At 50.2% G+C, this 13,898-nt stretch carries 12 protein-coding genes; 10 read left to right on the forward strand and 2 right to left on the reverse strand.

All coding sequences use genetic code 11. From position 1 onward, the window contains the following. Positions 1-10 precede the first annotated feature (10 nt). Both F384_RS25325 and F384_RS25330 read right to left on the reverse strand, forming a co-directional pair. Positions 11-847: a hypothetical protein gene (locus F384_RS25325; protein WP_046497047.1), complete on the reverse strand. Its 837-nt coding sequence runs from the start codon at positions 845-847 to the stop codon at positions 11-13. Then, positions 844-2,823, reverse strand: a complete 1,980-nt coding sequence (locus F384_RS25330) for a DUF3274 domain-containing protein (RefSeq protein WP_226991619.1) — start codon at positions 2,821-2,823, stop codon at positions 844-846. The genes F384_RS25325 and F384_RS25330 overlap by 4 nt, the downstream gene beginning before the upstream one ends. Positions 2,824-3,215: 392 nt before the next feature. Here F384_RS25330 and F384_RS25335 point away from each other — a divergent pair, with 392 nt between their 5' ends. The 10 genes from F384_RS25335 (at position 3,216) to F384_RS25380 (ending at position 13,498) form a co-directional block, all read left to right on the forward strand. Next, the gene (locus F384_RS25335) at positions 3,216-4,130 is read left to right on the forward strand and encodes a ParA family protein (protein ID WP_000550614.1); all 915 of its coding nucleotides are present in this window, start codon (positions 3,216-3,218) and stop codon (positions 4,128-4,130) included. Then, the gene (gene dnaB-PI / locus F384_RS25340) at positions 4,127-5,494 is read left to right on the forward strand and encodes an SPI-7-type island replicative DNA helicase (RefSeq protein WP_046497059.1); all 1,368 of its coding nucleotides are present in this window, start codon (positions 4,127-4,129) and stop codon (positions 5,492-5,494) included. The genes F384_RS25335 and dnaB-PI overlap by 4 nt, the downstream gene beginning before the upstream one ends. Further along, a complete protein-coding gene (locus tag F384_RS25345; RefSeq protein ID WP_046497064.1) occupies positions 5,491-7,206 on the forward strand; it encodes a ParB family protein in 1,716 nt (571 codons plus the stop codon). Before dnaB-PI ends, F384_RS25345 begins: the two co-directional genes overlap by 4 nt. Then, the gene (locus tag F384_RS25350) at positions 7,199-7,453 is read left to right on the forward strand and encodes a TraR/DksA C4-type zinc finger protein (RefSeq protein WP_046497070.1); all 255 of its coding nucleotides are present in this window, start codon (positions 7,199-7,201) and stop codon (positions 7,451-7,453) included. Before F384_RS25345 ends, F384_RS25350 begins: the two co-directional genes overlap by 8 nt. Then, entirely contained in the window at positions 7,446-8,189 is a 744-nt protein-coding gene (locus tag F384_RS25355; RefSeq protein ID WP_000005470.1) for a DUF2786 domain-containing protein, read from the forward strand. The genes F384_RS25350 and F384_RS25355 overlap by 8 nt, the downstream gene beginning before the upstream one ends. Before the next feature lie 84 nt (positions 8,190-8,273). After that, positions 8,274-8,870, forward strand: a complete 597-nt coding sequence (locus F384_RS25360; RefSeq protein ID WP_000077899.1) for a DUF2857 domain-containing protein — start codon at positions 8,274-8,276, stop codon at positions 8,868-8,870. Next, positions 8,870-9,100, forward strand: coding sequence for a hypothetical protein (locus F384_RS25365; protein WP_001178480.1), 231 nt, complete (start codon positions 8,870-8,872; stop codon positions 9,098-9,100). The genes F384_RS25360 and F384_RS25365 overlap by 1 nt, the downstream gene beginning before the upstream one ends. Before the next feature lie 78 nt (positions 9,101-9,178). Further along, a complete protein-coding gene (locus F384_RS25370) occupies positions 9,179-10,411 on the forward strand; it encodes an STY4528 family pathogenicity island replication protein (protein WP_046497077.1) in 1,233 nt (410 codons plus the stop codon). Positions 10,412-10,752: 341 nt separating this feature from the next. Further along, on the forward strand, positions 10,753-11,475 hold the full coding sequence (locus tag F384_RS25375) for a PFL_4669 family integrating conjugative element protein (protein WP_046497081.1): 723 nt from the start codon (positions 10,753-10,755) through the stop codon (positions 11,473-11,475). Positions 11,476-11,488: 13 nt separating this feature from the next. Next, positions 11,489-13,498, forward strand: a complete 2,010-nt coding sequence (locus tag F384_RS25380; protein ID WP_046497084.1) for a DNA topoisomerase III — start codon at positions 11,489-11,491, stop codon at positions 13,496-13,498. The last annotated feature ends 400 nt before the right edge of the window (positions 13,499-13,898 follow it).

The following is a 13,898-nucleotide window of genomic DNA, read 5'->3' on the forward strand; positions in this document are numbered from 1 at the left end:
ATCCGGTCCATCACTGTTTCTGTTTTTCTTTCTCAGGCAATCCTGCATCCATATCACAATACATATGATCCCAGCCGGTATAATTCTTCACTTCCGGAATTTTATTAGGGATATTTTGCCAGTTGGGCTTATACGCATCGGTTATCCAGCGATCAGGACCATCTACTGAATTCCAGGAGGTATATTCCCAGCCCCAGTCCATACCTGAACTTCCCGGCTCCAGACGGTCATGCCGTAATATGCCTTTATAGTCCTTATAGGTATAGGGGATACCCTCACCTCCCGGGTTAAGCCGAGGATCGTCAAAGGGTTTTGAACTGATATACAGATCGCCCCAGCGGGTAAGAATAAATGCCTGGTCATTTACTACCGTCATGGACACTACGTCCTTTCGTATCGGACTGGTATCTTCACCTGGTATAGCTGTCATTCCATAATCATCCTCCCTTGCAGGGATCCGTTTACCTTTACTGCCATAAGCATGCGGATCGGCTCCTCCTCCAGGACTGAATCGACCATCCCCCCAGGTTTGTCCATAATCTTTGGAAACGATAAATCCCGAGAAATCGCCCCACGGAATAGAAATATATCGCTCCGAGGGATGAACATATTTAAAAAATGAGATCCTGAAAATGGGCGTATCCCGTGCCACCACTTCGGAACGAATAGCCCTTTTTGTATCGACATACCAGAGTGCGCCTTCACAGCGAAAGCCTTCCAGTTCCAGATAGCGATGATCGTCAAAGCGGTAAACTATCTGTTTAGGTAATTCACGCGGGCGGGGATCATGCTGGTCGCAGCCGGCACATAAACAGCCACACGCCAGTAAAAACGTTCTTATTTTCATAGTAGCTCCGGCGGTACGGGATCTGGCTGAACCCACTGAGTGACGGACACCCACTCCCCATTACGCCAGTCTGTTTCTCTGCGTGGGCCATAATCATTGACCACGCCATTTTCCCCGGTGGGCATCGGTTTTTCACCTGTTTCGGGTTTATTCATCATTTTCTTGAACTCTTCAGGCAATTTACCTTCTGAATAATATCTCCTCGTATATGTATCTGGATTATCCGGCCGGCGCCAGTCCGCCTGTAATAATAAATCTCGCCAGAACTCTGTCTGCTCATACGCCTTACACTGCCCGATAGCCAGATCGTAGGTCATTGCCTTTTCCGGTACGTCGTCATTGCTGACAATGGATGAGTGCTGACTGTAGGTGGTTCCTTTCAGCAGTGCCGCCTCAATTTCATCTTCCTTCATCCGGCGCTGTATTTTCAGTTTTTCATGTCGGGCATAATAATCCCCATCATAAACGTCTACCTTCTGGCCGCTAATCGCCACTATATTATGGAGAGCGCTTACTTCAGACAGTTGCTCATTATTCAGGAACTGGTAAAGTGGCAGTGCATGGAATTCAGGCGTATTTGGAATGTCGATAACTTCTTCTACAAAAGCTTCTGCCATCATGGCTGCACGGGATATATTTACATCATTACCGCCTATCGCTGACCTATAGTTATTATCCTGGCCATTAAGTGTAAAGTTAAATGAAGTTGGGAGTAATGGTGCATTAATAATGACATCATTATATAAATAGATCACATCCTGAACGGGTTTATCCGGGTCCTTTATTTTGGGTTCTGGCACAGGAACCCTGTTCCTGTCTAATTTCCGGATATCCTTCGCAATATAGCGATACCCTGTTTTATCCCCGACCGCTTCATCCTTGCAAAATACGCGCTGCCGGATATTATCGCCCATGCTCCTGGATAACGGATCCGGGATACCACGCCAGCCCATTCCCTGTATCGGCATCATCGATACCACTTGATCTTCCGGGCAGAAATAGTTGTAGACCAACCCAAAATTATTACGGTTGTACGTTTCCGTCACCCAGGCGGTTTGTCCTTCATCCGTCAGGCAATTGTTATCATGCAACTGGCTAATATAATCAGCATTATGGGACGTGCCGCCATCATGTAATTTATTTTTCTTCATCGTATTACAGAAGTGTGCCAGAGTCTGTTGCCGTGCGTCATCTGTCTGCTGATTGCCCGGCTGACCATTTTCCTGCCAGCGATTTTCCAGTGAATAGGGGGAATGGCACAGGATAACGCAGTCTGCGGGATTTTGTTTTTCCGCTTTTACCCACATGTTCGCCAGCATGGTGATGATGGTTCCCTGACTGTGGGCCACGATGTTGATGGTGTCATTTTTTGCACCCGAATCTCTTCGGATTTTTAGAATCAAGTCGGCAAGGCGACGGGCAGCATACGCAATATAGATACGATGGGGGTTGCTGTATACAGGATGCGTCCAGTCGCCACCGTTCAGCCAGGAACGGGATGCTTCTCCAACCATCCACACAGACAGGCCGTTTGCCCCGGGACCAAAGATATCCGGAATGCTGGTGGTGGCATTGGCAAAGGTGCCACCGCCTCTTGCATTTGCATGTTGCTTATCCAGCCAGTTGTTCAGATTGTCGATATGTTCGCCGGCATGCGCAGCAATATTTTCCTCTTTAAACTCCTGATAAGTATCGTAGGGGAGATCCGCGTCATTTTTCTTTCCAGCATTTTTGAGGTTATTAACCGCTTGGGTGTATAGTTTCTGATCTTCCACCCATGCCGAATGATCCACTGGCTTATATCCCCAGTAAAAAGGAATAACTGGAGAATTGGCGACTTTGCCCTCCACATCCGAAATCATAAATTGTTCCGGTTGCCATGTATGTGGCTGAAAATCCTTCCGCCCCAGTCGCGTATTTAGCCCTCTGCAAATTCCGGTATCCTGATTCTGATAGGCTTCTCCGACGTCGTTCACACCATGCACCAGTATCACGATACAGGGCATGACCTTCTTGTGGTAAAGAATCCACTAGCCATGACACATGATGGGAATAGTATTGATCGGCAAATTGAAGTCTGGCAAACAACGCCACAGTGTCCAGAAGATTGCTTACTGCTTGAGAGAAATTCTCAGGCTGTATGGAAGAAGCAGGTCAATGACGCCAGCGGTCAAAACAACCAAAAATCTACGGAGTCACAAAAGCAAAAACCCAGCCATAAGGCTGGGTTTCCTGAAGAAGTGGTGCCCGGACTCGGAATCGAACCAAGGACACGGGGATTTTCAATCCCTGTGACAAAATGTTAAATTCCATAGAAGAATGATCGGTATTTGTTGAATCGCATCCTGATTAATTTTCAGGTGCTAAAATGCATTTACAATCAATCGATTATCCAACGTTGGGTGTTAAGCCTCGTATTATACCTGTTGTTTCCACTAAGGGGGGCGAGGGTAAGTCTACTCAGTCAGCTAATCTTGCAGGATTTCTGGCCGATGCAGGTATCAAAACACTTCTGATTGATGGCGACCATGCTCAGCCAACGGCCAGCAGTATATTCCCGCTTGAATATGAAGCCCCTGGTGGTTTGTACGAACTGTTGATGCAGACAGTTGATCTCTCAAATCCCGATAATCTGATCTCCCGTACGTCGATCAATAATCTGGACATTATCGTTTCCAACGATCCTCGTAATTTTCTCCCAACTGCAATGCTGAATGCGCCTGATGGGCGAGTTCGCCTCCGAAATGCTCTTTCACATCCCCTTTTTAATTCATATGGCGTGATTATTGTCGATTCACAAGGCTCACGGTCAGTGATGTCTGAGTTAATTATCCTGGCCTCCACCGGAACCATGGTGGGTATTGCCAAACCGATTCTTCCTGATGTCAGGGAGTTCATGCGCGGAACAGTCGCGCTGATGGAAGAATTGCTGCCTTATTGTGCGTTTGGCATTCAGCTTCCAGTCACAAAATTGCTCATCAACTGTATGGAATACGACAATCTGTCTGTTGAGACCCTCGCTGAAGTCAAAGCGATCGTTGAAGATAAACGCTACAGCGCCCATGCAGACAAAATTCATATCGACCTGCTGGAGACATGTATCTATGACCTGACTGTCTATGTTCTTGGGCATGTTAAGGGCGTACCGGTACATCGTCTTGAAAAAAATACCCGACGTAAAAGCGACTCAGCGTTTACGTCAATGTATCAATTGGCTTGTGAACTTTTCCCAGAGTGGAAAACGAATTTTGATGCGTTAGCTAATGCGGGGGGCGAGGAATGACCTCTAACAACCGCAGAAATGTTTCGGGGCTGTTTTCTCAGGATGCTGAGCAGAGCGTCATTGGTGGCCTGATGCTGGATAACGACTGCTGGGATGAAGTGGCGCTCCGTCTCGATACCGATGATTTTTATTTCAAGGTTCACCAGGTCATCTTTCATGAAATGGCGCGTCTGGTTGCAGCAGGGCGTCCGATTGACCTGATCACACTTGCTGAGAGCATTGAAAACCGTGGTAAGGATGCGCTTGAGCAACTTGGCGGATTCGCCTATCTGGCCGAACTTTCAAAAAATACTCCAAGTGCGGCCAATATCGTCGCTTACTGTGACATTGTTGCCAGGTACAGCCAGGGGCGACAGTTGGTCGCCATTGGTGCTGAGATAACCGAAACTGTTAAGGCATCCGGTGCTGATATCGGGGCGGTGATGGAAACCGCAGAGCAAAAAATTACCCGGCTGGCAGAACGTTCAGAACCACAGCAGGCCGTGACGCTGCTTGACGGCATGGAAAAACTCCTTACAGAGCTGGAACGTCGTTGCAATGTGCCCGATGGTATTACTGGTACGCCTACGGGATTTGAAGATTTTGATGCCATGACCAGCGGGCTGCAGGCAGCTGATCTGATACTTATAGCAGCAAGGCCTTCAATGGGGAAAACTGCCTTTCTGATCAGCCTGATTTTGAATTCACTTCTGAAAAAAGCCGATACACATGCGCAGTTTTACAGCCTTGAGCAGCCCACCGAGCAGATCCTCATGCGTATGGTCGCTTCACTTGGCAGTGTAGATTTAACACATTTAAAAAATGGCCAGATGGATGATGAGGACTGGGCGCGTGTTTCAAACGCGTCTTCACTATTGATGGGTGACCTTAAAGACCGCCTCATCATAGATGACACTGGCTCATTGACCCCCGCCATGCTCAGAATTCGCGCCCGTCGTAACGCCCGCCGTTATGGTCACCCTTCAGTCATCGGTCTTGATTACCTGCAACTGATGCGTTGTCCGGATCAGGAGAACCGCACACAGGAAATTGCTGAAATCTCGCGGTCACTCAAAGCGCTGGCGAAAGAAATGGGTTGTCCGGTTGTTGCCCTTTCGCAGTTGAATCGTCAACTAGAGAGTCGTGCTGATAAACGGCCGAACAATGGCGATCTTCGTGATTCCGGTGCCCTGGAACAGGATGCTGATGTAATTGTCTTTATCTATCGTGATGAGGTCTATCACGAAAACACTGAAGACAAGGGGGGTGCTGAAATTATTGTCAGCAAACAGCGTCAGGGACCGATTGGTACGATCCGACTGCAATACGAAGGCCGTTATACGCGTTTTTCTGCTAACCCTGGTCATACCGGGAGGTTTGCATGAGCAACGTCCGTAGTCTTAACCTTGGCGACGCCATGTTGCAGCGTGGAAAATCACCGGCTCAGGCTGCTGATAATAATACTCCCACCGTTACCCAGCCAGTAAACGAAATGGCAATGGTTCTTACCCTTGACCAGCTTCGCCCGAATCCGGATAACCCGCGCAAAGGACGCAATCCTCGTTTTGAGGAAATTAAAGCTTCCGTCCGTGCACGAGGATTGGATTCGATTCCAAAAGTGACCCGTGATCCGGATGGTGATGATGTTTATATCTTTAGTGACGGGGGAAATACCCGGTATCAGATACTCTGCGATCTCTGGCAGGAGACTGGTGATGAACGTTTTTATCGCGTTCACACGATCTTCAAACCCTGGCCTGGACGTCTAAAATGTCTGGTTGGTCACCTGGCTGAGAATGAGGTCAGGGGGGATCTTACCTATATAGAAAAGGCATTCGGTGTTCATAAAGCGCGTGTAATTTATGAAGAGCAACTGGGCCGGAGTGTTACCTTACGAGAACTTTCGGATCTGTTGGGTAAGGAAGGTTATCCTATTGATAACTCCAGCGTAAGCCGGATGGAAGATACGCTTAATTACCTGTATCCACATATGCCCCAGTTGCTTGAGAGTGGCATGAGCCGTGGTCAGGCAACACCACTCCTGAGCCTTCGTTCTTCAGCTATGAAGGTCTGGAAATCTTTCAGCGGTGACGTAAACCCAGAATGTTCTCTTGATGATGTGTTTGGTGCAGTTTGCCGGTGTTTTGATGAACCTGAAAGCTATGCCCTTGATATTTTTAGGGATGAGTTTATCGGTCAACTGGTTAAGGCTCTTCCCCATCCAAGCCTGAATTATGACCGCTGGTTAATTGAACTTGATCCTCGTGAGCAAAAACGCAGGGAACAGTTTGGCGAGCCGCCTCCACTGCCAGCACCTACACCCGCGTCTGAACAGTCAGGTGGTCGGGAACGCACAACACCACCAGTTACGACTCTGCCAGCAGATACTTCATCCCAGCCCCCTGTTACTGGTCTGCGTAGCGGTACGCTGACTACTCCAGGGCGTCCGGAAGCTGTACCAGAACTTCAGGACAATACTGCACTTCCCGGCGGTATGTCTGTTGGAAGTGAGCCGCGTCGTGAAGTTCAGAATGACCTGTTTGGCGGAAATCCTGTGATTACCGGTCAGACAGAGAATCCTGATAACGATGGAGAGTGGCAATTTAAGTCAGATGTTAATGCCAACGCGCTCGTTTCTGCTTTTGGCGAACAGGATGAAACTTCCACACCTTCAGTTAGCTCAGTGGCCTTCGCCGCAACCGGGTTGGAACCGGTCAATGATATCTGGCACATCTCCGCATTACAGGACGACATCGAGCACCTGCAGGATATGGCTTATCGGCTTACTTTCGAAATTGCCGAAGCGATGGGCTGCGCGGACTGTGTTCGGGAGGATAAAGACCATCATTCAGCTGGTTTCTCCATTTCAGAGAACGCCAGCGAGTTTACTCTTTTCCTCGCCGGGCTATCAGGTTCACTGCCTAACAAACAGTTCAATATGTTCATGTTCTGCCTGAATTTTTTTGGCTCTCAGGAACCTGCAGATACTGCCGTTTTCGATGATGTCACTGTTGTAAAAACAATGCGCCTTATCCGCGTTATACGGCGTCTGCGTGAGCTGCAGCGTCTGGCTGTGAAGGGAGGGGAAAATGTCTGAGGACCTGAATGATGAAATGGCTCAGGCCAGTACCGCTATTTTCACCCAGCGCGGCATCGATGCTATCAGGGCAAAAGTGCACTCGTTACGCCCGTCAAAAGAAATTTGTGAGTGCTGCGGCGCGGACATTCCCGCTGCCCGTCAGTTGGCAGTGCCGGGCGTAGAGTTGTGTGCTGCTTGTCAGGATGTGAAGGAGAAGCAGGATGTTCACCGTGCTGCCGGCTGCAGGGGGCTACACCATGTCTGAAACTACAAAAGTGATTGCACGTATCCGGCGACTGATGGCGCTGGGTACCCGGAACAGTAATCCACACGAGGCGGCCCGTGCAGTGGCTCTGGCTCAACGGCTGATGCAGCGTCATGGCCTGACCCCTGACATGCTTTCTCTTCATGATATCCAGGAATCCGTCTGTCAGAACCTGACCAGTAATGCAGAAAAAGTGCCAGCCTGGCTAAGTTCACTCGCAACAGTGGTATGCATGGCCACGGGCTGCCGTTGCTGGTTTGGCTGGCATATTCACACTAGTTGCAGTGGTGTAAAAAGCGTTCGCCGATCTCTGCACTTTTATGGTTTCAGCGGGAGAGCCGAAGTTGCGCTCTATATCTATACCGTTTTACAGCGGCAACTTCGTGCAGACACTGACGGTCAGATTGCCGGATACCGGAAGCGCCGTATTCTTAAGAACACGCTTCGTCGCAGAGCCGATCAGTTTCGTGAAGGGTGGGTATCTGGCGTCTGGCAGGTACTGCAGTCATTCGCGCCTTCAGAATGTGAGAATTCCATGCTTCAGCGCTGGCTTGCCCAGCGTCACACCGGCGACACCCTGGGGACTGTAAACGTCAGGGTGGCCGGTAAATGCCGTGGCGACAGAGCAGCACGCGTAGCGGGCTGGCTCGCGGGGCGGGATACCGAAGTTCATCAAGGCCTGACTGGTGCGCAGGCTCAACAGCAGATTACGGCGGGAGGCTGTACACATGAGTAACATTATTTTATGGAGTGCCTGCCTGTCGGGCTGGCTTTTTGATGTTCTGCTTGTTGCCGATCAGATGATATCAGGAGGGGCCCTATGAGCCAGCACAACCTTTCACAGGCCACCACGGCCATCCTTTCATCACTGCTGATGGATGTTAAAAACGGCAATATTCGCCGCTGTGAGTCGCTGGGAATGTCACTCGAGGAGATACGCGCACTGAGTCAGTTGAGCCTTGATGAGCTGCATTATTTGAGCCAGTCACACGTTTCTGTGCTTGATGTTAGCCTGAATCACGAAAATTTTTGGCTGATGCTCAACCAGGCACGTAATGAGCAGAAACGAATGCTGATGATAGACCGGGCGCTTGAGCTTGGCGGTTCAATGGAACTGATTGATAAATACTTCGGCCTGTCTCCATCAGAGGTTAGCGCACGGCGTCGTCTGATGGGGATAGAGTCTCGCCAGGGCCGCACACAGTCTCTGACGGAGCCACAGGATTCGGCACTATGGATCGAGTGGAAGGCTGCCGGGCTATCATCCCCGGACTCTCATCAGGCTCTGGAAGCGATGATGCTTGCCGCTGAGCAGCATGGCCTGTCACTGACCGCAGTCTGGAGCAGGGTCTGCCAGTGGTGCCGGGAGACAACTCCATCCCGCAAGAGTGAATCACAACAGCGCAAGGAAGCATGATGCAGATGACCGACTTTTCTTCACGTCAGTACGTTTCCCCCTCGGTTCGTCGCAGGGCGCAACGGCTGTTCAGCGCAGTGTGCTGCGGTGAGAAGGTGTTCCGTCGGTTGACGATGAACGGCTATCTCAAGATAGATGTTGGGCCGTTCTGGCGCATCCTCAGTAAGGATGGAGGTAAACACTGGTGGCTTATGGATCATGAGACCTATAACCGTGAAATACGGCGGTAACGGAATGCCGCTGCTGACCGTACAGTGCCGGGTTTGTCCCGGCATTGTGCTGTCTCAGGTTGAAGAGGAGAGCAGAAAATGACCATTCCGGCAGACAGCATAGTTGCTCATACACTGTCCAGGATGCAGCGTAGTCTCGAACGGCGTACAGACACTGGTGATGTCGGTCAGGAGCGCAGCGGGCTTCTTTTTATGGGAAATGTACATGATGCGTTTCCCCGACAGCTGTTTCTGGATACCCGTCTTTCGCCACTGGATAAAACCGCCTGGGTGATGATCCGGTTGTATGCACAGCAGAATGAAGGTGCTGTTTTCCCGACTTATGATGAGCTCCAGGTTCAACTGGCGTCGGCACATTCAGAGAAGGCCTCCAGAGATACGGTCAGCCGCGTTCTGCTGATGCTGCGTCTTACAGGCTGGCTCAGCCTGTGTAAGCGTGTTCGCGACGACCATGGTCGTGTGCGGGGCAATATCTATGCACAGCATGATGAGCCGCTGGGCTACCGTGATGCTGAGACTTTTGATCCGGGCTGGCTGACCCTTGTTGAAGAGAGTTGCCTGAGCAGGAATAAAGCCGTCCGTATGACGGCGCTGGCTGTAGTCAATGACATCCTTCATGATCCGGGAATGCGCCACCGTCACAGCCGCTTGGCCATTATTGAGAGCCGGCTAAGTGCACCTGCCACACCAGAACAAATGGCTCGTCAGCGACAGGCTGTGCAACCGAGTCCGAAATCAGGACTCAGTAAAAAACGCATAAAAAACAGCCCGAATTCACTGAGTCCGGAAAACGGACTCAGTTCCCTTAAACCTGATAATTCACAGAATCCGGAAAATGGACTCAGTAAAAAATCAAGGACTTACGCCGGAGTCCGAAATTCGGACTGTAACGTACGTTCTTTCACACACAGTGTGAATAAAAAAACGTACGTACCGTGTGGTGAGCAATTCCTGCCAGATGATTTTCTGAACGCTCTGAACAGTGAAGACAGGCAGATGCTGAGTACGCAGATGGCTTCGCTTCCGGAGACAATGGCAAAGGCCCTTGCTGACATGCTGCGTGAGCAACAGGCCCTTGGAAGGCTCAACAATCCGGTGGGCTGGATGTTCTCTATGCTTCGCAGGGCGCGAAGTGGTGAGCTGAAAATTTCAGAGGATACGGCGACTGCCAGTTCTGGTGGAACAATTTCCCACCCGGTTGAATCACGTACTGTACCCACAGCCAACGTCCCTGTTCAACCTGCGAAACGCCCGTCTCAGGGGCAGGTAAGGGCTATGATTGCGGCTATTCGGCAACAGGTCCAGAAATGATTATGGCATCAAAAATCTGTTTTTGATTAAAAAGTGAGCTTGCTGCGGGGCGCAGCAAGTACAAAAAATGAGCAGAACTACTGGGCGCAATAGTGGTTAAAAAATGACCTTGTTGCGGGGCGCAACAAGTACAAAAAAGAATCAGGTTTCGATGTGTTGTGGTTGGGGTCTTGCGGGAAAGTATTGCTGTTGGTTAAAAAACGAGCTTGCTGCGGGGCGCAGCAAGTACAAATTTTAACCAACTTACAATTTCGTTCTTGGAATTATGAGTTTCGCGTTGTTGGAGATACCGGTGTTTCAGGACTATGCCTGCTCATCTTAACTGAGCACAGGTGACAACGATGGCAGAAAAAAATGAGAAAAGAACTGGTGCGCTGCAGTCTGAAATGACGATCGCACTGCATACGAATTACGCAATCGGGCTATGGCAGGGGCGTCAGCCTGAAAAACAGGACGGTGAAAAGCCTGCAAGGCATGGAATTATCGGTATGCCTCAGTTTTTCCACCGTGCGACTCTGATTAACCAGGATTCCCTGCGAAATAATCCATGGGCTGATGTTGCTATGTTTAACCTGGAAGAAAAGATCAAGGTTGCATCAGATTCTATGACTGCTTTGATACAGCAACTTGATGCTGAGATGTCAATGTTGCCGCCTGGTATTACATTGACAGAAGTTGCATCTGTTGAGCCACTCGATATCCAGGTATTTACACGAACCCCTCTGGGTTACAGGTGTGTGTTTCTGTTAGTAGGATTCGATCAGTTTGCGAAAAAGGCACTACAAGCATCGCATTATGGATTAATTACACGTTCTCGCCGTGATCATCATCTTAGCGAAGGTGGCAGATTAATTCGTCAGATCTATGGCTCTGTTTTATCTTATCGCCGTATTGATGCTACCCGGTTTGATGCTGTGGAAAACAACGAAACATGGAAACAAGCATGCGAGGTGGCGGGAGAGCCAGATTTGTCTGTTCTTCTTGGTGAAAAGCGCTCAGCTTTCTCACCGCCGGTTAATGAATCGAGCGTAAACCTGCTTCGTATGCGATATCGGGCTGCCTGACCGGGGAACCACCATGCGGTTGTTTATCTGCGAAAAGCCATCACAGGGGCGAGATCTTGCGAATGTTTTGGGTGCCACCCGACGTGGCGACGGTTTTCTAACTGGCCCTGGCGTCACTGTTACCTGGGCAGTAGGGCATTTGCTGGAGACCGCACCGCCTGAAGCATACGGTCAACAGTATGGCAAACCATGGTCGCTCTCTGCTCTGCCGATCCTGCCTTCCCCATGGCAGGTGGTGGTAAAAAAGGAGACGCAGTCTCAGTTCAAGGTTATTGAGCGGCTGCTGCGCCAGGTCGATGATGTGGTTATCTCCACTGATGCGGACCGGGAAGGAGAAGTAATTGCCCGTGAATTGCTGGAATACTGCCGCTGGGACGGTCCTGTACAGCGGCTTTGGCTTTCTGCCCTTGATGAAATGAGCATCCGTGCAGCTCTCCAGGATCTGCGACCGGGTGCCGAAACTCTTGGAATGTATCATGCGGGACTTGGTCGCGCTCGTGCCGACTGGCTCATTGGAATGAATCTGTCCCGTCTGTATACACTGCTTGCAGTACAGTCAGGATTCGACTGTGTGATTTCTGTCGGGCGGGTGCAGACTCCCACCCTGGCACTGGTTGTCCGGCGTGATCGGGAGATAGCGACATTCGTCCCAAAACCTTTCTGGCAGGTTAAGGCGCTTCTGAGTGCGGGAGGGAGAACTTTTCCGGCGCAATGGGTACCTGCAAAGGTTTATACCGACGAAGAAAAACGCTGTGTACACCAAAATATAGCGCAGCAGGTAGCGCATCTTTGCCGGCAGGCTGGAGCAGCGACCGTAACAGAATGTGAGACGAAGCGTGAAAAAGCGGCAGCGCCGCTGGCTTTTTCGCTCGGCACTTTACAACAGGCCTGTGGCCTGCTCTGGGATATGTCACCCCAGCAGGTGCTTGACACTGCACAGAGCCTCTATGAGAAACACAAGGCAACCACTTATCCACGAACTGATTGTGGATACCTTCCTGAGTCTATGCGTGAGGAAATCCCCTCGGTTCTTTCCGCTATTGGTCTGTCTGATCCAGAGTGTAGTTCTCTTCTTTCAGGTCTAAATACTTCGTTTGTTTCGCGTATATGGAACGACAAAAAAATCACAGCTCACCATGGCATTATCCCTACCCGAAACGCGTTTAAGTTTTCTGCGTTAAGTGAGGCAGAGCGAAGGGTATACACCCTTATCCGCCGAAATTATCTGGCACAATTTCTTCCCCTGCACGAATCTGATATTACTCGTCTGCAGTTTGACATTGGCGGGCAACTGTTCCGCACAACAGGAAGGACGGAGATTGTAATGGGCTGGAAGGTCCTGTTCAGTAAGGAGGAAGAGGATAGTGCAGGGGATGATGATCTCAGTATTGAACTTCCTCCTCTCAGGAAGGGTGACCGTTGCGGAGTAAACGGTGCAGAGGTCGTGCAGCAAATGACTCGTCCGCCGGCTCACTATACTTTCGCAACACTCATCGGCGCTATGATGAACGCGTCAGCGTTTGTTACCGATATTGCTCTTCGTAAGGTACTGAAGGACAACGCCGGATTAGGCACGGAAGCCACCCGCGCTGGTATCGTTGAGCAACTGCTGAACCGCAGATTTATTGTGCGTAAAGGTAAGCAGCTTCGCGCGACTGATCTTGGTGCTGATGTCATTGATGCTCTGCCCTCGCAGTTAACCGACCCCGGAATGACTGCACTTTGGGAACAGGCTCTGGATGAAGTAGCAGAAGGACGCCTTACCCTGAATGATTTTTTGCAGCGACAGGTCGGATGGACCCGTAACCTTGTCAGCATGGGAGGACAGCAGCGGGTGAGCATTAGAATACCACCCACACCATCGTGCCCTTTATGTGGGGGGAAAACTCGCCTAAAAAAAGGACAGAAAGGAGAGTTTTGGGGGTGTACTCGTTATCCTGATTGCAAAGGAATCATCAACAACGACACCCAGAAACGTAAAAGCGCGCGTAGCTCTAAGGCTGTAAAACCAAAGAATAATTAATTCCTTGTCTCTCATTGCGGGGACAGGATGCCTTTGCTATTGTTGCGACGGCTCTGAAGCCGCACCTCGTGACTGCGGGTCCTGTGAGCATCAAATGCAGTGCTTGCAGGATACAGTCTTGTTGGCCGCGTCCACACCTGAACGTGAGTCAAAAAGGCACAAAACTCCGTGAAACCGTGCCGGGTCCTGAACACACCCCCGGAGCAACTGCGTAAGCAGGTCAACATCAGGTCTAATGGTGCAGACCTCACAGGCGGTGCCGAAAGGTGCCGCTTTTTTTATTTTTTGGCATTGATGATTTTTTACGCACACCGGCGTTGACATCTGCTGCGTCTGAATAAATGATAAAGAGGCTAATCGTTGTCATCGACAACTGCCAATGCCCTGGTGATTTGAGAAG

Source organism: Citrobacter amalonaticus Y19 (assembly GCF_000981805.1).
Taxonomy (GTDB): Bacteria; Pseudomonadota; Gammaproteobacteria; order Enterobacterales; family Enterobacteriaceae; genus Citrobacter_A; species Citrobacter_A amalonaticus_C.